The sequence below is a fragment of the Erythrobacter sp. W36 genome, from assembly GCF_057364935.1.
In genome coordinates, this window is record NZ_CP200281.1 from 2,223,505 (window position 1) to 2,248,188 (window position 24,684).

Genomic DNA, 24,684 nt, shown 5'->3' on the forward strand with positions numbered 1-24,684 from the left:
ATGACGCGCCTCTTCAAAAATATTGGTTGGCTCCTCGGAGGGCGCGGCTTCAACGCAGCGATGAGCCTGCTCTATCTCTACCTCGCGACGCACACGCTGGGGATTGAGAGCTTCGGCCATTTTGCGATCATTGTTGCTTTGGGCCAGACCGTTACGGGCCTCGCAAATTTTCAAACCTGGCAATTCATCATCCGCTGGGGCGCAAACGGCGATGGCCCGGGAGAGGCAACCGGCTTTGCCATCGCGCTTGATCTGCTGTCGGTGGTGATGGGCGCGGTGATCGCGGCCTTTGTGGTGTGGACGGCGCAAATGTGGCTACCGCTGCCGAGCGAACTGCTGTGGCTCACCTTCGGCTATTGCATCGTCTCGCTGCTGTCGATCCGCACCACGCCCACTGGTTTGCTGCGGCTGAGGTTCAAGTTTGCCACAGCAACCGGCGCAGAGGCAGTCCAGCCTGCGATCCGCGCGGCGGGCGCGGTGCTTGCCTGGATGTTCATGCCCAATGTTGCTGGGTTCATTATGGCCTGGGCGGCGGCAGAAGTCGCCGTGGCGGTCACCCTATGGATCGTCGCCACCCGCAAGGAGCCGATTGATCTGTCGCAAGTCAGCCTGACCAATATTCCGAACAAGCACCGCGATGCATGGCGCTTTGTCTGGTCGACCAACATGTCGGGCAGCCTCACGATTGCGGGCAAGCAGGTGATCATCCTGCTGGTCGGCACATTCGGCGGAGCGGCGCTGGCAGGCGGCTTCCGGGTCGCGGCTCAGTTAGGACAGGCGCTGGTCACATTGGCGCAAACCATATCGAAAGCGATCCTGCCAGAGCTGGTGCACGACAAGGAAAACGCAGTCGAAATTGCGCGGCGCATGGCCAATATCGCGGTTGTCGCAGGCGGGCTGGCGGTGGGCATGGCGCTGCTGTTTGGACGCTGGGGCCTCGCGACCATCGCGGAGGATGATTTCTCCGGCTTTTACTGGGCGATGGTGATCCTATCCATCGCGGGCGCGGTGGAGCTGGTCGGGGCCAGTCTGGAATCGCTGCTGGTTTCCGCTGGTAAGGCGCACACCGCATTTTTCGTACGCGCGGTGCCGACGATCCTCGCTCTGCTCCTGCTCAGCACAGCGATCGAATGGGATGGCGCGAAAGGCGCAGCCTTTGCCATGCTCGGATCAAGCTCGCTCGCCGTACTTGGCTTCTTCGTGGTGGTGCTGAACCTGCGCGAGATCAAAATTGCCGTCGCGCCCGATGGCGAGGCGGAGCTTAAAAGCCCGATCGCCCCGCCCTTTAGACTCTACCGCTTAAGCTGAGGGCTCAGGATCCTGCCACGCCAGCTTCGGCTTGCGCGCGGCCTGCGTCTCATCCAGCCTGCGGCGCGGCGCATAATATGGCGCTTGTTTCATCGTCTCATCACCGGCGAGCGCTCGCTCTGTCACACTGCGGAACGCGGTGATGAACTGATCAATGCTCGCCTTGCTTTCCGTCTCAGTCGGCTCGACCAGCATCGCGCCATGCACCACCAGTGGGAAGTACACGGTCATCGGGTGATAGCCCTCGTCGATCAGCGCTTTCGCCAGATCGAGCGTTGAGAGACCGCCGCCAAAGTCTTTGTCGCCAAACAGCGCCTCGTGCATGCACGGCCCGCTGTCTGCGAACGGCGCGTGCAGGATGTCTTCTAGGCTGCGCAGCACGTAATTTGCATTGAGCACCGCGTCTTCGGAGACTTGTTTGAGGCCGTCGGCGCCGTGACTCAGCATATAGGTGAGCGCGCGGGTGAACATGCCCATCTGGCCGTGGAATGCCGTCATCCGGCCAAAGCTCTGCCCGCGATGCTTGCGGCCTTCTTCTTCAACCAGCTCATAGCTGTCGTCGGCGGTTTTGCGCACCACCGGCAACGGGGCAAAGTCCTTAAGCGCCTCGGAAAAGACCACCGGGCCAGAGCCGGGACCACCGCCGCCATGCGGGGTGGAGAATGTCTTATGCAAGTTGATGTGCATCGCATCCACGCCAAGATCGCCCGGGCGAACCCGGCCGACAATCGCGTTGAAGTTCGCGCCGTCGCAATAGACATATCCGCCCACGGCATGGACCGCATCGGCAATCTCGCGGAAGTCCTTTTCGAACAATCCGCAGGTGTTGGGATTGGTGATCATCACCGCCGCCACATCGGGCGCGAGCCGGGCTTTGATCGCTTCCAGATCCACGCGCCCCTCTGGGGTGGCGGGAATATCCTCCACCTTGTAGCCCGCAAAGGCCGCGGTCGCTGGGTTGGTGCCATGCGCGCTTTCCGGCACCAGCACGACTTGCCGCGCATCGCCGCGTGCGGTGTGCGCAGCGCGGATCGCCAGAATACCGCACAGCTCGCCATGCGCGCCCGCTTTCGGGCTCATCGCGACGCCGGGCATGCCGGTCAGCTTCATCAGCCAATCGCCCAGCTCGTGGATCACTTGCAGCGCACCTTGTACCGATTGTTGCGGCGCAAGCGGGTGAATATCGGCAAAGCCGGGGAGCCGCGCGACTTTCTCGTTGAGGCGCGGATTGTGTTTCATCGTGCAGCTGCCGAGCGGGAAAAAGCCCAGATCGATGCCGTAATTTTGGCGGCTAAGCCGGGTGTAATGGCGAACCGTCTCTGGCTCCGTCAGACCAACGAGGCCAATCGGCTCACTCCGCTCAAACCCGCCGAGCCGGTTGGGCGCGTCGGGATCAATCTCTGGCAGATCGACGCCGGTCGTCTCCGCGTGGCCAATCTCAAAGATCAGCGGCTCTTCGAGCATCAAAGCACGGTTGCCGGTCGTGGTCGATGGGCCATTGTGCAGGCCGTCTTCGCTCACTTGCATGTCAGGCTTCCAGCCAGATTTATTGGGCGCGTTCATGACAGCACTCCTTCCAGCTCTTTCGCCAGTGTTTCGATGTCTTCCTCGGTCGTCGTCTCGGTAACGGCAACCAGCAGAGCATCCTCCAGCCCCGCAACGCCGGGATAGAGCCGGTCGAGTGAAACACCGCCCAGAACGCCGCGATCAGCCAGACTGCGCACAACGTCACGCGCTGGATTGCCGCCGAGCTGCAGGGTGAATTCGTTGAAGAAAGCGCTGTTGAGCAGGCTCACACCGGCGATTTTCTCCAGCCGGTCCGCCGCAATGCAGGCCAAGCGGTGGTTCTCCGCCGCCAGTTCGCGCAGGCCCTTTTCGCCGAGCAAGGTCATGTGAACATTGAACGCCAGCGCACATAGGCCGGAATTGGTGCAGATGTTCGAGGTCGCCTTTTCCCGGCGAATGTGCTGCTCGCGCGTGGAAAGCGTCAGTACGAAACCGCGCTTGCCCTCTGCATCTGTGGTCTCACCGCACAGCCGGCCTGGCATTTGCCGCACATGCTTGGGATCGCGCACGGCGAACAGGCCGAGATATGGTCCGCCGAATTGCAAGCCTACGCCGATCGACTGGCCTTCACCCACAACGATATCCGCGCCCATTTCACCCGGCGATTTGATCGCGCCCAGCGCCACTGGCTCTGTGTTCACCACCACCAGCAAAGCGCCCTTTGCGTGCGCAGCGTCGGCCAGTTCGGTGAGGTCCGGGATGCGGCCAAGAATATCGGGATATTGCACAACAACGCAGGCAGTGTCGTCATCGATCCGGCTGATCAGGCCAGCATTGTCTGGCTCGGTTTGAATGGCAGGCATCGCATCGGCGATGGTGTCGCCGGTAAACTGCGCCATGGTTTTAACCACTTGGCTGTAATGCGGGTGCAGCGCGCCGGATAACACCGCGCGGTGGCGGCGGGTGACCCGGCCAGCCATGGCCACCGCTTCCCAGCATGCCGTCGAGCCGTCATACATGGAGGCGTTGGCAACCGCGCAGCCATAGAGCCGCGCGACCTGGCTCTGAAATTCGAACAGCATTTGCAGCGTGCCTTGAGCAATCTCAGGCTGATACGGCGTGTACGCGGTCAGGAACTCGCCGCGCTGGATCACCGTATCGACGCTGGCGGGAACATGATGGCGATACGCCCCTGCGCCCAGGAAGAATGGCGCATCGCCAGCGGCCAAGTTCTTGTTCGCGCGCGCTTTCATATGCCGCTCAACCGCCATTTCGGAGGCATGCATCGGCAGCTCGCGGATCGGGCCATCAAGCTGCGCCACGGCGGGCACATCGACGAACAGATCATCAATCAAATTTGCACCAATTTTCGCCAGCATATCGGCGCGATCAGTGTCGGTGAGAGGCAGGTAACGCATTGAGTTCAACTTTCTTCCAGGCGCTCGACATTTGAGACCAACAAGGTGTTGGTTGCAGAGCCAATGCAGGGGTTGATTATGCAGGTTGCATCAAGGCGCGCCGTCACACGGATCTTGCCCGGCGCATTCGCGAGGATGTCCCTGTAAGCCGGTGATTTCTGCGACATCGCCAAGTAGCGATTGCCATGGCCTTCTTTTTTCATGCGCAAGACGCATTTCGTCTCACCACATTTTGTAATGTAGCCTTCGATGACAATTTCTTGTCCATCCAGCTCTTCAGCACGTTCAGCAAGCTCCCCGAACGCAACTTCAGTCGGAGCTGGGTGAAGCAAAGCCGTAGCCGCAAGAAAAAGCATACCCATCATCACAGATTATCGACAAACGCCTTGTACGCTTTGTCATCCATCAAGCCCTCAAGCTCGCCGGTGTCGCTGATGGTCAGGCGGAAAAACCAGCCCTCTTCCTCGGGCGAGGTGTTGACCAATGCGGGTTCATCTTCGAGGCCTGAATTGGTCTCGGTCACTTCGCCAGTGATCGGCGCGTAGACATCGCTTGCCGCCTTGACACTTTCGACCACAGCGGCCTCGCCGCCTTTGTCGACCATTGCGCCGACATCGGGCAGTTCGACGAACACGATATCGCCCAATTGCTCCTGCGCATAATCGGTGATGCCAACCGTGGCGGTTTCGCCTTCGACATCAATCCATTCATGTTCATCGGTGAAGTAACGCGGCATTGTGATCAGCTCCCTCGGTAATAATTATGGGGTACAAATGGCATAGGTGAAACGGTGGCGGAGAGGCGCTTGGAGCGCACTTCGATCTCTAGTGCCTGGCCCTCGCCGGCATGGGCGGGATCGACATAGGCCATAGCAATTGGAGCCCCAAGCGTGGGCGAGAAACCGCCACTGGTGACAACGCCGATTTCCTTGTCAGCGGCAAAGACCTTGGCCCCTTCGCGTGCGGGCAAGCGGCCATCGACTTTCAGGCCGATACGCGTTTTCGCAGGGCCATTCGCGATTTCGCTCTGGACGCGCTCTGCGCCCAGAAAGCCGCCTTCGCTGCGACGGCGCTTGTTAATTCCAAAGATCAGCCCTGCTTCGATCGGGCTGATTTCCGGCGATAGATCATGACCGTAAAGCGGCAGGCCCGCTTCCAAACGAAGGCTATCGCGCGCACCGAGGCCAATCGGGCGAACCTCTGGCTCCGCGCACAGCAGGGTCGCGATCTCTTCTGCCGCCTCTGCGGGAATCGAGATTTCAAACCCGTCCTCGCCAGTGTAGCCAGCACGGGCAATCGTCACCAAATGCCCTGCAATCTCGAACCGGCCAAAGCGCATGAAGGTCAGATCGGACAGAGCATATTCGCCCGTCGCATGACGCGCGAGCGCATCGACAGCCTTGGGTCCTTGCAGCGCGAGCAGAGCATGCTCGTCCATGTGGTGCAGCGTAATTGCATCGGGTAGATGTTCGCGCAGATGGCCGATGTCATCCCATTTGGTCGCGCCATTCACCACTAGGTATAGATTACCCGGCCAGCGCGAGACCATCAGATCATCGAGCACGCCGCCATTTTCATCGAGCAGCAGAGAATAGCGCTGACGCCCGAGTGTTAACGTTGAAAGATCGATCGGCAAGATTGCTTCGACGGCCTCGTCGAGCCCTTCGCCTGACAATAGGACCTGCCCCATGTGGCTCACATCGAACAAACCGGCGCTGGTCCGCGTCCATTCGTGCTCTGCGACGATACCGCCGCCCTCACCCGTATATTGGATCGGCATTTCATAGCCTGCGAACGGCACCATGCGCGCGCCGCGTGCCCGGTGCCAGGCATCCAGCGGCAGCTGCGCGGTCAGCCGGCGCGCCATCTTCCATATCATCAGTGATTTGATCGTCGCTCAATATCAGTCCCCGCACAGGCGTGCGACGCTCCACTATTGAAGCGCCGTTTCATCCTGCCCCCTCTGTCGGGAAACCTGAGAGCTTAGCTCAGCCTAGCCTTGCGGCGCGGCGAGCCTTCCCCTTCGGTGGCCTTGCGAAAGCTCGCAAGAGCGCTTTCCAGAGTGCCCATTCCAGCGCGGTCCGTTTGCCTGAGAGTTTCCGGGGCGGTTGCTCCTTCGGCGCCTTGTCCGAATGCCTTGGAGGGCAAATCGGCCAAATCTCTCCCGCGAAAGATGCCAGAATCACTTCTGACGGGCATCCGTCATGTTGCGCATGCGAAGGGGTGCGTCAATCTCCGCCAAGCATTATCCGGGAAAACGCGAAACAATCGTGCGATCAGTTGGAGGTTTGCTCCGCGAGCAGCGCCTGAGCGCGCTTCATCAGGTCTTTTTCGCGCTGTGAGAACCCGCCCTCGTCTTCGGCCCCTTGGCGCGGTGGAACGGCGGTGGTGAAGTAAGCTATTCCCGTGCCACCGACTGCGTCGAGCCACAGCCCTGAACGAAGACCATAGGCTTCACCTGCATGGCCAATGCGCGACAAACCGTCATCGAAGAGCCCATCGGAACACGTTTCTTGGGGGGCCTCAATCATTTGAACGCCAAGTCCGTAAACACAAAAGAACTCCTGTCCTGGCTCAGGTTTATGCATCATCGAAAAAATAAACATGCCAAGTGAGTCAAATGACAGGAAACTGTCGGTATGGCGTTTGGTCAATTCCTGCCCGATCTTCGCCAGATCCATCATGCCGATCCGCACGCCGCCTTGGGGCGAGAAGATCGAGGCATTGGTGCCCGGAACGTAGCTCGCAAGGTCGCATGCGGTGCCCTCCGCAATGGGAACAGTGCAATTGGGCGGCAGATCGCTTGGCTCATCGCGGGCCACCTCGCCCGTGTCGCGATAGAGCGTGACCGCGCGGGAGGTCATTTCGTCATCGCAGCCCACCCAATTCAGGCACGCTTTGACATTCAAGGGAGCAAACACCGTGCGCTCCACAATGCGGTCATATCGCTCACCTGTGGCGGCCTCGAGCACGGTCGCCACAACAGGCGAGCCAAGGTTAGCGTATTCAAACGGAGCCTCTCCGGGCGGGCTGTCGGCATACCACGCCTCTGGCTCAGCCAATTTCGCCTCCAGGCTTTCGCCGAGCGGGATCACATAGCCCGCATTGTCGCGCAGGCCGGATCGGTGGGACAGCAATTGCGCCAAAGTCACCTTGGCATCGGGGAAATTGGGCGAGCGAACTTGCCAGCCCAAATAGTCCGACACATCCGCATCCAGATCGACCTTGCCCTCATCAACCAACCGCAGGGTTGCCAGCGCCATGATCAGCTTTGAAATGCTGGCGATGCGCACCGGGTCATTGGCTTCGACCGCCTCACCCCGCTCCCGATTGCGCACGCCCTCGACAATCAGCGGCGTGATCGTCTCTCGGTCGAACGCCACCACCACCGTCGCGGGCCGCGGACCGGCGTCGATGTCCGGTATAGTCGCGCAGGCCGATGTCATCGGCAGGGCAAGGATCAGCGGAGCAAGCAATCGAGCATACATGGCCCGAGCATTGCCGCTAAACCCAGCACAATCAATCCAAATTAGGACGCAGCCAGCGCTCTGCGGTCGCGATATCAACCCCGCGCCGCGCTGCATAATCCTCCAACTGATCGCGCCCAACCCGCGCAACGCCGAAATATTGCGATTCCGGGTGCCCGAAGTAGAAGCCAGAGACCGCCGCCGTCGGGTACATCGCAAAACTCTCGGTTAGCTCCAAGCCGACATTCTTCTCTGCTTCGAGCAGCTCAAACAGGATCGGCTTAAGCGAGTGGTCCGGACACGCGGGATAGCCCGGTGCCGGGCGAATGCCGCGATATTGCTCTTTGATCAGCGCTTCATTGGTCAGTTGCTCGCCCGGCGCATAGCCCCACAGATCGGTGCGCGTGTGCAGGTGCAGCCGCTCAGCAAAGGCCTCGGCAAATCGGTCAGCCAGCGCTTTCAGCAAGATATCGGAATAGTCATCCTTATCCGCCTGGAAGCGGGCCGAATGCGGCTCAATCCCGTGAATGCCGACCGCAAAGCCGCCGATCCAATCGCCATCGGGATCGATAAAGTCCGCAAGGCACATATTGGCCCGGTCGCGCGATTTCTTCACCTGCTGGCGCAGGAAGGACAGGGTCACATGCTCCTCGCGCCGGACGCGGTGGATCGTCACATCATCGCCGTCGCGTGCGCAGGGCCAAAAACCCGCAACGCCGCGCGCGGTCAGCCATTTTTCCGCAATGATCTGGTCGAGCATGGCGTTGGCATCGTCGAACAGCTGGCTAGCGGTTTCGCCCACCACGTCATCCGTCAGGATCGCAGGATAATTGCCGTGCAGCTCCCAAGCGCGGAAGAACGGCGTCCAATCGATATATTGCCTGAGATCCGCCAGATCCCAATCGTCAAAGACATGCACGCCGGGATTGAGCGGCGGGGCAGGCTTATCGCTCAGGTAGGCGTCGTAATAATTGGCCCGCGCATCCTCGAGGGACAGCAGCACGCTCGGCGTTTTGCCCGCCCGCGCTTCGCGAACCTTGGTGTATTCACCGGCGGTGTCGCCGACAAAGCCGTCGCGCTGGGTGTCAGACAGCAGTTCTCGACGCCACGCCAACCGCGCGGCTCGCATCGAGCACATGGATCACCGGGCCTTCGTAGGCTGGATCGATCTTCAGCGCGGTGTGAACCTTACTAGTTGTCGCCCCGCCGATCAGCAGCGGCATCGTCATCTCCGCGCGCTGCATTTCTTCGGCCACGGTCACCATCTCATCAAGCGAGGGGGTGATCAGGCCGGACAGGCCGATCATATCGACATTGTTGTCGTTCGCCGTTTCGAGGATCTTCGGCCACGGCACCATCACGCCAAGGTCGATCACCTCATAGCCATTGCATTGCAGCACAACGCCGACGATGTTTTTGCCGATATCGTGCACGTCGCCCTTTACGGTCGCCATGATGATCTTGCCTTTGGCCTTACGCTCAGCCTCCGGCAGCAGGTCTTTCTCCGCCTCGATAAACGGGATAAGATGGGCGACGGCCTTTTTCATTACGCGGGCGGATTTCACCACTTGCGGCAGGAACATTTTGCCGCTGCCAAACAGATCGCCGACGACATTCATGCCGTCCATCAGCGGGCCTTCGATCACTTCGATCGGGCGGCCACCAGCGTTCGCGGTTTGCTCGCGCATTTCTTCGGTGTCATCGACGATATGCGCATCGATCCCTTTGACCAACGCATGCTCCAGCCGCTTGCGAACTTCCCAGCCGCGCCATTCCGCCGCCTGCTTATCATCTTCTTTTGATTTACCTTTGAAGCTTTCGGCCAGGTTGATCAGCCGCTCGGTCGCGCTGTCTTCCCCATCCACGGCGCGCATCAGGATCACATCCTCGCACGCATCGCGCAGCACGGGGTCAATCGTGTCATAGACATCCAATTGCCCGGCATTCACGATCGCCATGTCGAGCCCCGCAGGGATAGCGTGATAGAGGAAGACGGAGTGCATCGCGCGGCGCACTGTCTCATTCCCGCGAAAGCTGAAGGAGAGGTTGGACAGCCCGCCGCTGGTCTTCACATGCGGGCACGCCGCCTTGATCTCGCGCACGGCCTCAATGAAGTCGAGGCCATAGCGATCATGCTCTTCGATTCCCGTGGCGACCGCAAAGACGTTGGGATCAAAGATGATATCTTCCGGCGGAAAGCCGATGCCGGTGAGTAGCTCGTAAGCGCGGCTGCAAATCTCAACCTTGCGCGCCTTGGTGTCCGCCTGTCCCGTCTCGTCAAACGCCATCACCACCACAGCCGCGCCGTAAGCCATGCATTTGCGCGCTTGCTCCAGGAACGGCTCTTCGCCTTCCTTCATCGAAATTGAGTTCACGATCGGTTTGCCAGAGACGCATTTCAGACCAGCCTCGATCACCTCCCATTTGGAACTGTCGATCATCACTGGGACGCGGGCGATATCAGGCTCTGCCGCGATCAGTTTAAGGAATGTCGTCATGGCGTGAACCGCATCGAGCAGCCCCTCGTCCATATTGACGTCGATCACCTGAGCGCCGTTTTCCACCTGCTGGCGCGCAACTTCAACGGCAGCGGCATAGTCATCCGCCATGATGAGTTTCTTGAACCGGGCGCTGCCGGTCACATTGGTGCGCTCACCAACATTGATGAAGCGCGCTGTCGAATTCTGCTGGTTCATCAGGCGGCCACCGTGAAGGGTTCGAGACCAGCAAGGCGCATGGCCGTTTCGGGCGTGGGCACTTGGCGCGGGGCGAGGCCCGCAACCGCATCGGCAATCGCCTGAATATGCTCAGGTGAAGAGCCGCAGCAACCGCCCAGAATATTCGCCTGGCCGTGTTCGGCCCATTGCTTGACCAGGCCAGCCGTGGTCTCCGGCATTTCGTCATATTCGCCCAGCTCATTGGGCAGGCCCGCATTGGGATAGGCCATCAGCAAAGTGTCTGCGATGCCTGAGAGAACCTGAACATGCGGGCGCAGCTGATCCGCGCCAAAGCTGCAATTGAGGCCGATGGTGATCGGATTGGCGTGGCGCACCGCATACCAAAATGCCTCGACCGTATGGCCTGACAGATTGCGACCAGAAAGATCGGTGAGCGTCATCGAGATCATCACCGGGACTTCGCGGCCCAGATCGCTCTCCAGCTGCTTTACCGCCATGATGCCCGCCTTGGCATTCAGCGTATCGAACACGGTTTCGATCAGGATGAAATCGCAGCCGCCGTCGATCAGAGCAGACGCCTGTTCCTTGTAGACGGCGGTCAGCTCATCAAAGTCGATTTCGCGAAAGCCAGGGTCTTCGACATCGGGGCTGAGCGACAGAGTCTTATTGGTCGGGCCAATCGCGCCTGCAACAAAGCGCGGACGCCCATCTTTCGCCGCATATTCATCGGCCAATGCGCGGGCGATTTTGCCGCTGGCGATGTTGATCGCGGCCACTTGATCTTCGGCGGCGTAATCCGCTTGGCTAATCCGGTTGGCTGAGAATGTGTTGGTGGAGATCACGTCCGATCCCGAATCCAAATAGCTGCGCGTGATGTCTTGAATCACATCGGGCCGGGTCAGGGCGAGAATATCGTTATTGCCCTTTTGATCGGCCTTCAGCCCCAGCTCACCAGCATAGTCCTCTTCAGTCAGCTTGCGCTCCTGGATTTGCGTCCCGAACGCGCCGTCGAAGATCAGCACGCGCTTTGCAGCTTCCGCCAGCAGCGCTTCCCGCGAGCCCTGCCCTGAGCTTGCCGAATGGGTCATGCCGCTTCTCCCACCGGACGTTTGCCGAGCATGTGGCAAATCGCGTAGCTGAGCTCTGCACGGTTGAGCGTGTAAAAATGGAACTGGCGCACACCGCCGGCATAGAGCTTGCGGCACAGCTCCGCGGCAATCGTTGCTGAGACCAGCTGGCGCGCCGCGGGGCGTTCGTCCAATCCGTCAAACAGGCCCTCCATCCAGCCCGGTATCGCCGTGCCGCACATGCCGGACATCCGCTGGACCGCAGCAAAGCTCATCACCGGCATGATGCCGGGTACAATCTCGCCATTGATCCCGGCCGCCGCCGCCTTGTCGCGGAAGCGGAAGAAGCATTCTGGCTCGAAGAAGAACTGAGTGATGGCGCGGGTTGCCCCGGCCTCAAACTTCGCTTTCAGATTGTCGATATCGGCCTGCGCATCCGGGGAATCCGGGTGAACCTCTGGATAGGCCGCAACGGATATCTCAAAATCGGCGACCTTCTTTAGACCCGCGATCAGCTCGACAGCATTGGCGTATCCACCGGGATGCGGCGTGTATCCGCCCGCATCCTCAGGTGGGTCTCCGCGCAAGGCAACGATATGGCGGATGCCGCTTTCCCAATAATGCCGCGCCACCGCATCGACCTCTTCACGGGTCGCGTTGACGCAGGTCAGGTGCGCAGCAGCTGGAATATTCGCTTCGTTCTGGATTCGCACCACTTGCTCATGGGTCCGCTCTCGCGTCGATCCACCGGCACCATAAGTCACCGAGACAAAGCGCGGCCCCAGCGGTGAGAGCGTGTCGACACTGCTCCACAAGGTCTCTGCCATCTTCTCCGATTTGGGCGGGAAGAATTCAAAGCTGATATCAATGTCGCCGGGCAATCCGGAGAAAAGCGGCGTATCCAAAGCCGTGCGCGCTTCATGCATTTGATCGAGGGTCGGGCTCACGCTGTGCGTTCCTTAGCGGGGGTTGAGAGAGGGTTGCTGCGGCGTTCGCCGAGCCAGATTTTTACGGTCAGCTGCTCACCATCGAGCGCTTGCGGCGCTTCGGGTTCAAAGCCTGCATCAAACAGCAAATCGCGCAATTGCGCATCTGAAAAGCCGAGGCGTGCGTGGGCATGGCGATCGCGCAATTCTTCGTGATTATGCGCAGCGAAATCGACGATCGCGATGCGCCCGCCGGGCCGCGTGACCCGCGCCGCCTCGAGCAGTGCAAGCGCAGGGTCTTGTACGAAATGAAGCACTTGGTGGATCACAATCGTATCAAAGCTCGCGGCGGCAAGGGGCAGATCGCCGAGATCGCCCTGCACCAGTTCGATTTGCTCGGTTGGCAGATGTTGCAGCTTAGCCCGCGCGATCCGCAGCATCTCGAGACTCTTATCCAGCGCTACAATCCGCTCGGCGCTACCTGCGAACAATTCCGCCATGCGGCCTGTTCCCGTGCCGATATCGAGCAGCGTGCCGAGCGGCGCTTCGCCCAAAGCGCGGGTCAAAGCCTTCTCGACCTCGCTGTCTGAACTGTGCAAGCGGCGCAGCTCATCCCATTCGCCGGCATGGCGCGCAAAGTAACCCTCGGCGGCCTCTTCGCGGGCGGTCCGGATCGCAGCCAGCTTGCGCATATCCTCAGCGCACGCCTGGCCAAAGTCCTGATCTTCCACCTCGGCAATGGCGAGCAAGCGAGCAACCGCCTCAACCACGGGAGAGGCTTGCTCGGCCCCGCCCTGCATCCGCAGGAATACCCAGCTGCCCTCGCGCCGGCGCTCTGCCAGGCCCGCATCGCACAAAATTCCCACATGGCGAGAGACGCGCGGCTGGCTCTGTCCGAGCACTTGCGCAAGTTCGCCCACGGCCAATTCCATCGCCGAAAGCAGGCGCATAATGCGCAGCCGAGTGGGGTCGGCCAGCGCGCGGAAGATTGTGTCGATATTCATCGTGAGGACGACATATAAAGATATTTTTATATCTGTAAATGCACCAAGGCCATAGGAGTTAGCCCTTAGCTTCTCGCAGTAACAACGCGCGGACTTGCATTCTGATCCGCCGGGCGCGAAACCCCGCGTTCGAAAACGTCAAAGGACGCGCAAAATGAAGCTGGGTTGCTGCTATTATCCTGAACATTGGCCCGAGGATATCTGGGCCGATGATGCCCGGCGCATGGCCGAAATGGGCCTGTCGCTGGTGCGGATTGGCGAATTTGCCTGGAGCCGGATTGAACCGCAACCGGGCAAGTTTGAGTGGGATTGGCTAGACCGGGCGATTGAGACGCTCGCCGACGCGGGCCTCAAAATCATCCTTGGCACGCCAACCGCGACGCCGCCCAAATGGCTAGTCGATCAAATGCCAGACATGGTCGCGATTGATGAGCAGGGCCGTGCGCGCGGCTTTGGCTCGCGGCGACATTACTGCTTCTCACACATGGGATACCGCGCCGAGAGCCGCCGGATCACCGCAGCCATGGCAGAGCGCTATGGCGCACATCCCGCTGTAACCATGTGGCAAACCGACAATGAATATGGCTGCCACGACACGGTTTTGAGCTACTCAAAGGCCGCCGCTGAGCGTTTCCGCGAATGGCTCGCCGCGCGCTATTGCGATGTCGATGCGCTGAATGCCGCGTGGGGCAATGTGTTCTGGAGCATGGAATATCGCACCTTTGCTGAGGTCGATCCGCCGCACCTTACCGTAACCGAGGCAAACCCAGCGCATTGGCTCGACTACCGCCGGTTTGCATCAGACGAGGTCGCCAGCTTCAACCTTGAGCAAACCGAAATCCTGCGCGCCGCTACGCCGAACCGCGACATCACGCACAATTTCATGGGGTTCTTCACCGAGTTCGATCACTACGACATCAGCCAGGATCTGGACGTCGCAACGTGGGATTCTTACCCGCTTGGTTTCCTAGAGCAATTCTGGTTCAGCGAAGGCGAAAAGCGAGACTTCCTGCGTCAAGGCCATCCCGATATCGCCGCCTTTCACCACGATCTGTATCGCGGCTGCACCGGCGGGCGCTGGGGCGTGATGGAGCAGCAACCTGGCCCGGTGAACTGGGCGCGTTTCAACCCCGCGCCGCTGCCCGGAATGGTGGTGCTATGGACGCTGGAGGCGATGGCGCATGGGGCAGAATTCACCAGCTATTTCCGATGGCGGCAGGCCCCATTTGCACAGGAGCAAATGCACGCTGGCCTGCTGAGGCCCGACAGCGAAGAAGCTCCAGCAGCCGACGAAGTGCGAGAGGCCGCGCGCGTGATTGCGGAGATTGGCCCGCAAGAGACCACGCAGGCGCCTGTCGCTCTGGTGTTCTCTTACGAGGCGGCATGGGTGTGCGGTATTCAGCCGCAAGGAAAGAGCTTCCGCTATCTGGAGCTGGTGTACGAGCATTATTCCGCGCTGCGCCGCGCTGGTTTGGACGTGGATATCGTCTCGCCCGCCGCAGACCTGACGGATTACCAAATGGTCGTCATCCCAACCCTGCCGATTGTGCCCGATGGCTTCGAGGAGAAGCTGGCGGTGCTTGAGTGCCCCGTTCTGATCGGGCCCCGCTCCGGCAGCAAAACGGGCAGCTTCTGCATTCCTGGCAATCTAGCGCCCGGCACATTGCAGGAGCTGTTCGCGCTCAAAGTCACACGCACCGAAAGCATCCGCGATGGTGTGAGCGAGCCAGGTCAAGGCTTTAATATCACGCGCTGGCGCGAGGATATTGCCAGTGATTTAGAGCCTGAATTTGCCGACGCTGATGGCTGCGGCGTGGTCTACAAGCAAGGTGGCCGCCGCTATGTCTCCATCTGGCCTGATCGCGCTTTACTCGATCAGCTGGTCGCGCGCATGGCCAGCGAAGCCGGTGTTGCGCTTACAGCCCTGCCCGAAGGTTTGCGCACCCGGCGCAGCGCCTCGCACATCTTCGCGTTCAACTATTCCAGCACGCCAGTCGTCTGGCCCGAAACCGGCGAAGAGATTGCGCCCGCAGGCTATGCGATCGCTCGCCGCGCATGATGACTTGCCATTCCGACGCCGTGCAGACATGAGCCAGCCATGAGCACCGCACGCAGATACGCGATCATCGGATGCGGCATGATGGGCCGCGAGCATATGCAAAACCTCGCGCTGGTTTCCGGCGCGGAGCTGGTCGCAATTGCCGATCCCGATGCCGAATCACGCAGCGGCGCCGAGGCTCTGGCGAGCAAGCTTGGCCAAACCATTACCTGCTATGATGACAACGCCGCCATGCTGCGCGAGGCGCAGCCCGATGCCGTCATCATCGCATCGCCCAATTTCACGCATTCCGACGTCGTTGCGCCGGTCATGGACGCGGGCTGCGCAGTGCTGCTGGAAAAGCCGATGTGCACCAGCGTCGATGATGCGGAGGCGCTGGCCAAAGCCGAACGCGACTACGAGGGGCTTTTCTGGGTTGGCCTCGAATATCGCTATATGCCGCCGGTCACCCGCTTTATTGAGCGGGTTCATTCTGGCGAAGCAGGCGATATCAAAATGCTGGCTATTCGCGAGCACCGCTTTCCCTTCCTCGAAAAAGTCGGCGATTGGAACCGTTTCAACCGCAACACCGGCGGCACTTTGGTGGAGAAATGCTGTCACTTCTTCGACCTAATGCGGCACATCCTTCGCGATGAACCCGTGCGCGTGTTTGCCAGCGGCGCTCAGGACGTAAACCACCTCGATGAGACATATGGCGGCGAGACGCCAGACATTATCGACAATGCCTTTGTCATGGTGGATTTCGCAGGCGGCGCGCGCGCCGTGCTGGACCTGTGCATGTTCGCCGAAGGGTCTGAGCAGCAGGAAGAAATCAGCGCGGTCGGACCCATCGGCAAGATGGAAGTGAAGCTGCCGCGTAGCCAAGTGATCTGGTCTCCGCGCGACAAGTCTGGTCCGCACCGCGAGACTGTCGACACCCCTGCCGATGCCCTCGCCGCTGGTGATCATCACGGGGCGACCTATTATCAGCTGCGCGATTTTCATGCGGCTCTGGTGAGCGGCGGCGAACCGCTGATCACGGCCCGCGATGGCTATCGCTCGGTTGTCATCGGCGCCGCAGCCCAGCAAAGCATCGCCACCGGCCAGCCGGTCGAACTCAATTTCTCAGACGAAGGTTAGACTATGCCGCAAATCATGCCCCCAATCGGTTTTGGCCTTTGGAAAATCCCGCGCGAAGACACGGCCGCAACCGTCCTGGAGGCGATCCGCGCAGGCTACCGTCATTTCGACAGCGCGGCGGATTACGGCAATGAAATCGAAACCGGCCAAGGCATCGCGCAGGCGATCTCTGAAGGTCTGGTGACTCGCGATGAGCTGTGGATCACCTCAAAACTGTGGAACACATTCCACGCGCCCGAACATGTCGAGGAGGCCTGCCGCAAGTCGCAGGATGACCTCGGCGTCGAGCAGCTCGATCTCTATCTGATCCATTTCCCGATTGCGCTGGAATATGTGCCGATTGAAACCCGCTATCCGCCCGAATGGGTGCATGATCCCGCCGCAAACTCTGGCATGAAACTCGCCAAGGTTCCGCTGCACGCGACTTGGGCAGCGATGGAGGCTCTGGTCGATAAAGGTCTCGTGAAGCAGATCGGCGTTTGCAATTACAACACGGGCCTGATCCATGATTTGATGAGCTATGCCCGGATCGCACCAGCGATGCTGCAAGTGGAATCGCATCCGTTCCTGACGCAGGAAAAGCTGATCCGCTGCGCGGGCGCTTACGGCATTCCTGTCACCGCTTTTTCCCCGCTGGGCGCGCAAAGCTATTTCGAGCTCGACATGGCACAAAAGGAAGAAAGCGTTCTCGGCTCTGCTCCTGTCATGGTGGCGGCTCAGGCACATGGCAAAACGGCGGCGCAAGTGGTGCTGCGCTGGGCCGTGCAACGCGGCACGGCGGTGATCCCAAAGACAACCAAGCCAGAGCGGATGCGCGAGAATCTGAGCATTGATGATTTTGAACTGAGCCAAGTTGAGATGGCCGCGATCAGCGCGCTCAATCAGGATCGCCGGTTCAATGATCCGGGCATGTTCGCAGAGGCCGCGTTCGGCACCTTCCACCCGATTTACGATTGAGCGGCGCGATGAGTGAGACCCCCGAATTCCCAGCGATCATCACCGGCGGCGGCGATCTTAGCGCGTTCATCGGCGCGAATAAGCCGGCGGTCGATGCGGCGCTGGACCATGCTGGCGCGCTGCTGTTTCGGGGGTTTGATGTGCCAGATCCTCTCGCTTTCGATGCGGCGATTGAGGCCTACGGTGAGGCTGGCTTCACCTATGAGGATCTCGCTCTCCAATGCAGTGCGCACCAATGTGACGCCGCGCGTCTTCACAGCCAATGAAGCCCCGCCAGAGACCGAGATTTTCCTGCATCACGAAATGGCTCAAACCCCGCTCTATCCAGCAAAGCTGTTCTTCTATTGCGAAATTGCGGCGCAGAGCGGTGGGGCGACGCCGCTGTGCCGGTCCGACTGGGTGCTCGATCAATTACGCGCCGCCAATCCGGAATTCGTCGCGCGCGTCGAGGCCGAGGGCGTGCGCTACACCAATGTCATGCCGGGCCGCGACGATGCTGACTCTGGCCAAGGGCGCAGCTGGCGCAGCACTTTGAGCGTGGCCGACCAGGCGGGCGCAGAGGCGCGGCTGTCAGAGCTCGGCTATTCATGGGAATGGCTGGAGGATGAAAGCCTGCGCGTCACCACGGCGGCTCTGCCTGCGGTGCGCGAACTCGCTGGTGACGGCACCAGCTTCTTCAACCAGCTGATCGCCGCGTTCAGAGGCTGGGCTGACAGCCGCAATGATCCCAACCGCGCAATTACCTTTGGCGGCGGAGAACCGATCACTCCGGAAGACATGGCCGATGCGATCCGTATTGCGGATGAGCTGACCCATGATCTGGTGTGGCAGGCGGGCGATGTGGCTTTGCTCGACAACTACCAAGTGATGCATGGTCGGCGGCCATTCGCGGGCAAGCGCCGGGTGCTGGCCTCGCTGATCGCCTAAGCGGTTCGCCGCGCAGCCATTCCCCACACGCCAAGGTTCGCGATCACCAAAGCGCTGATCAGCAATCCGAAAACCGCGCCCGGCCCCGCGATCGACGCCAGCCCCAGCGGCGAGAACAGCAGGTAGGTCGCCACGACGCAGCTGAACAGCGTCACCGCCAGCGGCTTGGCAAAGCGCCACGGCGTCATATCGACCTGTTCTTTGCGGGTGAATTGCCACGCCTCTGCGCGCGGACGCAGCCAGCCGCAGGCCAGCATGATGCCCACCTCGATCCAGAACAGCACCGCATAGAGATGGATGAAATGCAGCGTGATCACATCATCAAACACGAAGCGGATGAGACCGTAGGTGACCACATGGAAGATGATCACCAGCTTCGCACCCATCGCGGGCACCCGTGATGTGAACAGACCGACGATCACGATCACCACGGTCGGGATGTTGTAGAAACCAGTGAAGACCCGGATGATCTGCCACAGCCCCTCTGGTGAGAAATAGAGCAGCGGCGCGACCACGAAAGAGAACAGCGCGATCACCAGGCTGGCGATCTTGGCGACCCGCACCAATTCTGCATCGCTCGCTTCCCCGCCACGCGCGGGCGCATAGACGTCCAAGGCAAACAGGGTCGCGGCGGAATTGAGCAGCGAATTGAAAGAACTGAACACCGCGCCCAGCAGCACCGCAAGGAAGAAGCCAGACAGATAGACCGGCAAGACGTCGCGGATCAGCCGCGGATAGGCCTCGTCAATCGTGCCCAGTCCGGGGCCATAAAGGTGGAACGCGATGACGCCAGGGATCATCATCATGAATGGCACCAGGATCTTGAAGAAGCCAGAAAAGAGCACGCCCTTTTGCCCTTCGGCGAGGCTTTGCGCGCCCAGCGTGCGCTGGATCACATATTGATTGGTGCACCAGTAAAACAGGTTGGCGAAGATCATACCGGTGAAGATCGTGCCGAACGGCGTTGGATCATCCGCTGCGCCAATCGCGTTCAGTTTCTCCGGATTTTGCGTGGTGATCTGGGTCAGGCCATCGCCAAAGCTGCCTCCTCCCAGCGCGATCAGACCAAACACCGGCACCAGCACTCCGATGATGAGCAAGCCCACGCCATTGAGCGTATCGGAAATCGCGACCGCGCGCAGCCCTCCAAATATTGCATAGACCGCGCCAGTAACGCCGATCGCAATCACCGTCATCACCAATGCCGGGAAGTATGCGAGGCCAGTGAGTGTGGGCATATCGAACAACAACAGCACCGCGACCGAGCCGGAATAGAGAACGCTAGGGATCGTCACCAGGCCGTATCCGAGCATAAACAGCACCACCGACATGCGGCGGACCACTGGATCGAAGCGGTCGTTTAAGAATTGCGGCAGGGTCGTGAAGGCGCCCGCGAGATATATCGGCAGGAATATGAGCGCCATCGCAATCGTCGCGACGGCCGCCGTTACCTCCCAGCCCATGCTCGACATGTTGTAGCCATAGGCGGAACCATTCAGCCCGATCAGCTGCTCTGCGGAAAGGTTGGTGAGCAGCAGGGAGCCTGCGATAAAGGTCGCGCCGAGCCCGCGTCCTGCAAGGAAATAGCCGTCTTTGGTATCAGCCGTCCCGCGTGTTTTCAGCCAGCTGATCCAGCCGACCAGCGCCATAAAGAACACGCAGCTGAGCGCGGTGAAGAGCAGATTTCCAGAGCTCACTCGGCGGTTTCCAGCAATTGGGCATAGTGATCGCGCAAAGTATCTTCGCCGAATTCAGGGGTCATATCGGGATCATATTGGCCCGTTTCCTCGTCGAGCACCAGCATGCTTTCCGTCGCATAATAGCGCGCGATCCGGGCGTATTCGGCTTTCTCTGCGCACCAGCTCGACCACCGCTCGCCAAGGCCAAAAAGGCTTGCAAACACGCTCATCATGCCAACCGGCACCCGCCGCACCTTAACCTCACGCCTGAGCAAGTCGCTCAGCATGGCGGCTTGGTCGAGCGGGCCAATTGCGGGGCCCGGCCCGCCAATTGGCAGAATACGATTGTGCCGCTCAGTGTCTGAGATGCAATCGGCGATAAAGCGCGCAAGGTCCGCGTCACTGATCGGCTTGCAGCGGGTCAGCTCACCATTGCCGAACACCATGAATGGCTTGCCGTTTTGTAAGCCTTTGACTTGCCCAGAAAGGGACTTGAAGAAGGCGGTTGGACGAACGATTGAATAGGTGAGGCCCGACGCGGCAAGCTCCGCCTCGAACTTCAGCTTCGCGCGCTGAAATGCGAGCAGCGGCTTTTGCACGCAGATGGCCGACAGCAAGATGAAATGCCGCGTGCCAGCAGCCTTCGCCGCCGCAAGGGCATTTGCATTGGCCCCATAGTCAATGGCCTCGGCATCCTTCGCCGTGCCGCTGCGAGAGGCGAGGCATGAGATGACTGCATCGAACGGACCGCCTTGGAAAAGGTCGCGCTCAATCGATGCAGGGTCAGTGACGTCGCCAAAGCGGCACTCGGCGCCTGCTTGCTGGAGCTCTTGAACGATAGCGTCTGCCACTGGTGAGCGCCGCAGGGCCGCGACCACTTCATGCCCATCGGACAACAGGGCGGCCACGACCGCGCGGCCAATCGTCCCGCTCGCGCCCAAGACAAGCACGCGCTTTTCAGGGCACATTTGCGGAGGGCCATCCATGCTGACGACCCTATCAGGCAGCCCGCAACGGTCAAATCACTGCTGTGCGTAAGCTGGGTTTGCCCCCGGATTGAAGCTTAGCGCACCACGCGCCCGGAGCCGTCACCGGACATCAGCTTCTCAACCTCAGGCACGGTCACGCGGTTAAAGTCGCCCATGATCGTGTGCTTAAGCGCGGATGCCGCAACTGCAAACTCCAGGCTTTGCTGGCGATCTTCGTAAGCGTTGAGGCCATAGATCAGCGCGGAGGCAAAGCTATCACCGCCGCCGACGCGGTCGACGATATCGGTCAGCGCGTATTTCTTCGACAGCATGAAGCCGTCATTGCGCGTGCGCAGGCAGGCGGACCAATTGTTGCGATCCGCGCTCAGGCTCTCGCGCAGAGTGATCGCGATCGTGTGCATATTGGGATAGATGTCGAGCACCTTCTGGCCCAGCGCTTCATACTTCTTGGTATCAAGCTCACCGCTTTCGACATCCACATCGACAGTAATGTCGAGCGATTTCTGGCAGTCCTCCTCGTTCGCAATGCCGACGTCGACATATTTGACGAGCTCGCGCATCACCTCCGGCGCGGTCTTGCCATACTTCCACAGCTTGCCGCGGAAGTTGAAGTCGCAAGAGACGGTAACACCCGCCTCCTTCGCAGCCTTCACGCAGGCCATCGAAAGGTCCGCCGCCGACTGGCTGAGCGCAGGCGTGATCCCGGTGATGTGGAGCCACTTGGCGCCCTTGAAGATCACCGGCCAATCAAACTCATCCATGCCCGCATCGCAGATCGAAGAACCTGCGCGGTCATAGACAACTTTGGAGGGGCGCTGGTTGGAACCCGTCTCCAGGAAATAGATCCCCACCCGGTCGCCAGAGCGGCTGATATGCGCGGTATCGACGCCGAACTTGCGCAGCTCCATAATCGCATTTTCGCCGATATCATTGTCCGGCAATGCGCTCACGAACCCGGCATCAAGGCCATAGTTCGACAGCGCCACAGCGACATTTGCTTCGCCGCCGCCAAAGGTCGCCTCAAAGCCAGGCGACTGGAAAAAGCGCTCATGCCCCGGCGTTTTCAGCCGCAGCATGATCTCACCAAATGATAGAAATTGCGTCATGGGGAGAAGATCCAAATCCTAAGGTATTTAAGGGTCAGCTCGCTTACGAGAAAGCGAGGCCGCCATTGATGTCGATGTTCGCGCCGGTGATGAACGAGGCATCCTCAGAGGCGAGATAGGCGACCGCATCGGCGGTCTCTTCCGCGCGGCCCTGACGGCGCAGAGGCGTGGAATTGGCCACGTTTTCGCGCGCCGCATCAGGTGTGAATTTGTCGTGGAACGTGGTCGCGATCATGCCAGGGCACAGCGCGTTTACGCGAATGCCTTGCGGACCGAGTTCTTTGGCAAGGCCGCGGGTCATTGTCATCACCGCGCCCTTAGATGTGGCATAAGCGATGGCGCCGCCGCCGCCGCCATCACGACCAGCGAGCGATGCCAGGTTTACGATTGCGCTGCCCTCACCCATGAACGGCACGGCAGCTTTGCAAGCGAGGAAAGTCGAGGTGGTGTTGAGCTGCATGACGAAGTTGAAGAATTCTTCGTCCATCTCGCCCAGCGTCTTGCGCGCGACCAGGCCGCCCGCATTGTTCACCAGAATATGGATCGCATCGCCAAATGCCTCACGAGTGGCTGCAATCAAAGCATCCACATCGGCTGCCTTGGTCACGTCCGCCTTCACCTTGATGCCTTTACCGCCAGCGGTTTCAATCTCCGCAAGCGTCGCATCCGCGTCGTTCTCATTGCTGTTGTAGTTCACAACAACATGCGCGCCTTCACTGGCGAGCTTCACACAAATGGCGCGTCCGATATCGCGGCTGCCCCCGGTTACCACTGCAACTTTGCCTGCAAATTTCATTGTGTTTTCGTCCTATTTCTGGGGAGGAGAGAGCGGCGCTTAAGCCGTCTTCGGTTTGAGAGGTTTGATGTCTGGGCACAAAATGAACACCGAGAGCACGGTCATGATCGCCAGCCCGGCGCCAACCACAAAGGCCGGCGTGTAACTGTTCACTGTGATGACCGGGATCAGGAAGTTGAGCCCAACCACAGCCAATTTCGCGGCTGTCCCGGCGAAACCGGCAAGCGAGCCCACAGACTTACCGCTGTAGAAATCGCTCGGCATGGTTTGGATATTGCCAACCGCCGTTTGGAAGCCAAACAGGATCACCGCCATCAACATCACCGCGAACAGCGGCGTGCTGGCCTGAGTGGTCGCGAGCAGAGACAGGAGCATAATCACCCCGCCCAGCGCGATCACGGTTTTGCGTGTGCGATTGACCGTCCAGCCAGCCTTGATCCGATTGCCTGCGAGCAAGCCGCCAAACCATGCGCCGAACATCGCGCCGAAATATGGGATCCATGCATAGACCGCGATTTCTTCCACGCCGAAACCGTAGGTTTTGAAGAGGTAGATCGGCAGCCAACCAACGAACAGCCACCAGATCGGATCGAGGAAGAACGAGGCCATGATCACGCCCCAGCTTTCCTTGCGGCTGAGGATTTCGCCCGTGTCGGGTGCGTAGTCTGCGACCTCATTGGTCTCGACATTGCGCTGTCCGGTGAGGATGTATTCTCGTTCTTCGGCACTGATCCACGGGTGCGCATCGGGGCCGCTTTTGTAGATAATCAGCCACGGCACCAGCCACAAGAAACCAAGCGCGCCAATCGCGACGAATGTCGCCTGCCAGCTGCCGAGCCAGACGAACAACACCCCGATAATTGGTGCCGAGACAATGCCGCCAATCGCAGCGCCGGAGTTGAAGATGCCCTGCGCGAGTGCCCGCTCGTTAATCGGGAACCATTCGGCATTGGCTTTGGTCGCGCCAGGCCAGTTGCCCGCCTCCGACACGCCAAGCAGCGCGCGGAAAATCGCAAAGCTGGTCAGTCCCGTGGCAACCGCATGGAGCATGGTTGCCGCCGACCAGACAACGATCGAGAGGACAAAGCCCAAACGGGTCCCGATCCAGTCAAAAATCTTGCCGAAGATCGATTGCCCGAACGCATAAGCAAAGGTGAAGACATTGAGGATGATCGCATAATCGAGCTCGGTTAGTTCGAGCTCTTTGGATATCTCGGGCCACAAGAAGCCCAGGGCGCCCCGGTCGATGTAGTTTATGACCGTCGCAACAGCGACGAGCACAACGATGACATATCTCAAATTGCCTTTGAGCATGATCAGGCCCCCTCACTCAAAAAATCTTCGCGCAGCGGGCTGAAGGTGTCGATCAAAACGCCCGCCTCCAGACACACTGCGCCGTGATCAAGATGCGGCGCGATGTAGAAGCAGTCACCCGCCCCAAGCACGCGTTTCTCACCGTCGATGAACACTTCGAACTTGCCGCTTTCGACATAGCTCGATTGGCTGTGGCGGTGCGCGTGGACCTGGCCCACGGCGCCTTCCTCAAACCACACCCGCACGATCATGATCTCTGGGCCATAGCCCAGGATTTGGCGGCTAATCCCGTCTCCCAGATCCTCTTTGGGTGTATCCTTTGCGACCACAAAGGGCGGACTTGCCGCGTTCATCACACTTGCCAT

At 60.1% G+C, this 24,684-nt stretch carries 21 protein-coding genes, 1 pseudogene and 2 riboswitches; of the genes and pseudogenes, 6 read left to right on the forward strand and 16 right to left on the reverse strand.

All coding sequences use genetic code 11. The annotated features are described in order from the left end of the window. Window positions 1-1,308, forward strand: a complete 1,308-nt coding sequence (locus AC0V6U_RS10780; RefSeq protein ID WP_472643173.1) for a lipopolysaccharide biosynthesis protein — start codon at window positions 1-3, stop codon at window positions 1,306-1,308. Here AC0V6U_RS10780 and gcvPB read toward each other — a convergent pair. The 10 genes and pseudogenes from gcvPB to AC0V6U_RS10830 form a co-directional block, all read right to left on the reverse strand. Further along, window positions 1,300-2,871 (reverse strand): aminomethyl-transferring glycine dehydrogenase subunit GcvPB, encoded by a 1,572-nt coding sequence (gene gcvPB, locus AC0V6U_RS10785; RefSeq protein WP_472643174.1) that lies wholly within the window; start codon window positions 2,869-2,871, stop codon window positions 1,300-1,302. The genes AC0V6U_RS10780 and gcvPB overlap by 9 nt on opposite strands. After that, the gene (gene gcvPA / locus AC0V6U_RS10790; protein WP_472643175.1) at window positions 2,868-4,232 is read right to left on the reverse strand and encodes an aminomethyl-transferring glycine dehydrogenase subunit GcvPA; all 1,365 of its coding nucleotides are present in this window, start codon (window positions 4,230-4,232) and stop codon (window positions 2,868-2,870) included. Before gcvPA ends, gcvPB begins: the two co-directional genes overlap by 4 nt. A gap of 5 nt (window positions 4,233-4,237) precedes the next feature. Next, window positions 4,238-4,600, reverse strand: a complete 363-nt coding sequence (locus tag AC0V6U_RS10795) for a hypothetical protein (protein WP_486169463.1) — start codon at window positions 4,598-4,600, stop codon at window positions 4,238-4,240. Further along, complete coding sequence (gene gcvH / locus AC0V6U_RS10800) at window positions 4,597-4,968, reverse strand: glycine cleavage system protein GcvH (protein ID WP_472643177.1); 372 nt, start codon at window positions 4,966-4,968, stop codon at window positions 4,597-4,599. Before gcvH ends, AC0V6U_RS10795 begins: the two co-directional genes overlap by 4 nt. Window positions 4,969-4,973: 5 nt before the next feature. Continuing rightward, on the reverse strand, window positions 4,974-6,098 hold the full coding sequence (gene gcvT, locus AC0V6U_RS10805; protein WP_472643178.1) for a glycine cleavage system aminomethyltransferase GcvT: 1,125 nt from the start codon (window positions 6,096-6,098) through the stop codon (window positions 4,974-4,976). Window positions 6,099-6,190: 92 nt separating this feature from the next. Continuing rightward, window positions 6,191-6,296, reverse strand: a riboswitch (glycine riboswitch). 2 nt (window positions 6,297-6,298) lie between these two features. Further along, a riboswitch (glycine riboswitch) is annotated at window positions 6,299-6,408 on the reverse strand. Between the two features lie 99 nt (window positions 6,409-6,507). Beyond that, window positions 6,508-7,719 (reverse strand): serine hydrolase domain-containing protein, encoded by a 1,212-nt coding sequence (locus AC0V6U_RS10810; protein ID WP_472643179.1) that lies wholly within the window; start codon window positions 7,717-7,719, stop codon window positions 6,508-6,510. A gap of 31 nt (window positions 7,720-7,750) precedes the next feature. Continuing rightward, window positions 7,751-10,394 (reverse strand): annotated as a pseudogene (gene metH, locus AC0V6U_RS10815) (methionine synthase). Beyond that, window positions 10,394-11,464, reverse strand: a complete 1,071-nt coding sequence (locus tag AC0V6U_RS10820) for a homocysteine S-methyltransferase family protein (RefSeq protein ID WP_472643180.1) — start codon at window positions 11,462-11,464, stop codon at window positions 10,394-10,396. The pseudogene metH and the gene AC0V6U_RS10820 overlap by 1 nt, the downstream one beginning before the upstream one ends. After that, entirely contained in the window at window positions 11,461-12,369 is a 909-nt protein-coding gene (gene metF, locus AC0V6U_RS10825; RefSeq protein ID WP_472645753.1) for a methylenetetrahydrofolate reductase [NAD(P)H], read from the reverse strand. The genes AC0V6U_RS10820 and metF overlap by 4 nt, the downstream gene beginning before the upstream one ends. 17 nt (window positions 12,370-12,386) lie before the next feature. Beyond that, window positions 12,387-13,373 (reverse strand): ArsR/SmtB family transcription factor, encoded by a 987-nt coding sequence (locus AC0V6U_RS10830; protein WP_472643181.1) that lies wholly within the window; start codon window positions 13,371-13,373, stop codon window positions 12,387-12,389. 154 nt (window positions 13,374-13,527) lie between these two features. On the opposite strand from AC0V6U_RS10830, the gene AC0V6U_RS10835 reads away from it, so the two are divergent. The 5 genes from AC0V6U_RS10835 to AC0V6U_RS10855 are packed head-to-tail and all read left to right on the forward strand — an operon-like array spanning window position 13,528 to window position 18,435. After that, on the forward strand, window positions 13,528-15,432 hold the full coding sequence (locus tag AC0V6U_RS10835) for a beta-galactosidase (protein WP_472643182.1): 1,905 nt from the start codon (window positions 13,528-13,530) through the stop codon (window positions 15,430-15,432). 39 nt (window positions 15,433-15,471) lie between these two features. Next, entirely contained in the window at window positions 15,472-16,551 is a 1,080-nt protein-coding gene (locus AC0V6U_RS10840) for a Gfo/Idh/MocA family protein (RefSeq protein WP_472643183.1), read from the forward strand. Between the two features lie 3 nt (window positions 16,552-16,554). Beyond that, window positions 16,555-17,508 carry an aldo/keto reductase gene (locus AC0V6U_RS10845; protein ID WP_472643184.1) on the forward strand — a complete coding sequence of 318 codons (954 nt, stop codon included), beginning with the start codon at window positions 16,555-16,557 and terminating at the stop codon, window positions 17,506-17,508. An 8-nt stretch (window positions 17,509-17,516) separates the two neighbouring features. Continuing rightward, window positions 17,517-17,774 carry a hypothetical protein gene (locus AC0V6U_RS10850; protein ID WP_472643185.1) on the forward strand — a complete coding sequence of 86 codons (258 nt, stop codon included), beginning with the start codon at window positions 17,517-17,519 and terminating at the stop codon, window positions 17,772-17,774. Beyond that, on the forward strand, window positions 17,710-18,435 hold the full coding sequence (locus AC0V6U_RS10855; RefSeq protein ID WP_486169464.1) for a TauD/TfdA family dioxygenase: 726 nt from the start codon (window positions 17,710-17,712) through the stop codon (window positions 18,433-18,435). Before AC0V6U_RS10850 ends, AC0V6U_RS10855 begins: the two co-directional genes overlap by 65 nt. Here the strand turns inward: AC0V6U_RS10855 and AC0V6U_RS10860 are convergent. The 6 genes from AC0V6U_RS10860 to AC0V6U_RS10885 form a co-directional block, all read right to left on the reverse strand. Further along, the gene (locus tag AC0V6U_RS10860; RefSeq protein WP_472643187.1) at window positions 18,432-20,132 is read right to left on the reverse strand and encodes a solute:sodium symporter family transporter; all 1,701 of its coding nucleotides are present in this window, start codon (window positions 20,130-20,132) and stop codon (window positions 18,432-18,434) included. The genes AC0V6U_RS10855 and AC0V6U_RS10860 overlap by 4 nt on opposite strands. Further along, window positions 20,129-21,100 carry an SDR family NAD(P)-dependent oxidoreductase gene (locus AC0V6U_RS10865; protein WP_472643188.1) on the reverse strand — a complete coding sequence of 324 codons (972 nt, stop codon included), beginning with the start codon at window positions 21,098-21,100 and terminating at the stop codon, window positions 20,129-20,131. The genes AC0V6U_RS10860 and AC0V6U_RS10865 overlap by 4 nt, the downstream gene beginning before the upstream one ends. A 77-nt stretch (window positions 21,101-21,177) precedes the next feature. Then, window positions 21,178-22,209 carry a PfkB family carbohydrate kinase gene (locus AC0V6U_RS10870; RefSeq protein WP_472643189.1) on the reverse strand — a complete coding sequence of 344 codons (1,032 nt, stop codon included), beginning with the start codon at window positions 22,207-22,209 and terminating at the stop codon, window positions 21,178-21,180. Window positions 22,210-22,252: 43 nt separating this feature from the next. Beyond that, window positions 22,253-23,005, reverse strand: a complete 753-nt coding sequence (locus tag AC0V6U_RS10875; RefSeq protein ID WP_472643190.1) for an SDR family NAD(P)-dependent oxidoreductase — start codon at window positions 23,003-23,005, stop codon at window positions 22,253-22,255. A gap of 39 nt (window positions 23,006-23,044) precedes the next feature. Then, window positions 23,045-24,319 (reverse strand): MFS transporter, encoded by a 1,275-nt coding sequence (locus AC0V6U_RS10880; RefSeq protein WP_472643191.1) that lies wholly within the window; start codon window positions 24,317-24,319, stop codon window positions 23,045-23,047. Window positions 24,320-24,321: 2 nt separating this feature from the next. After that, window positions 24,322-24,672, reverse strand: a complete 351-nt coding sequence (locus AC0V6U_RS10885; RefSeq protein ID WP_472643192.1) for a cupin domain-containing protein — start codon at window positions 24,670-24,672, stop codon at window positions 24,322-24,324. Between the last annotated feature and the right edge of the window lie 12 nt (window positions 24,673-24,684).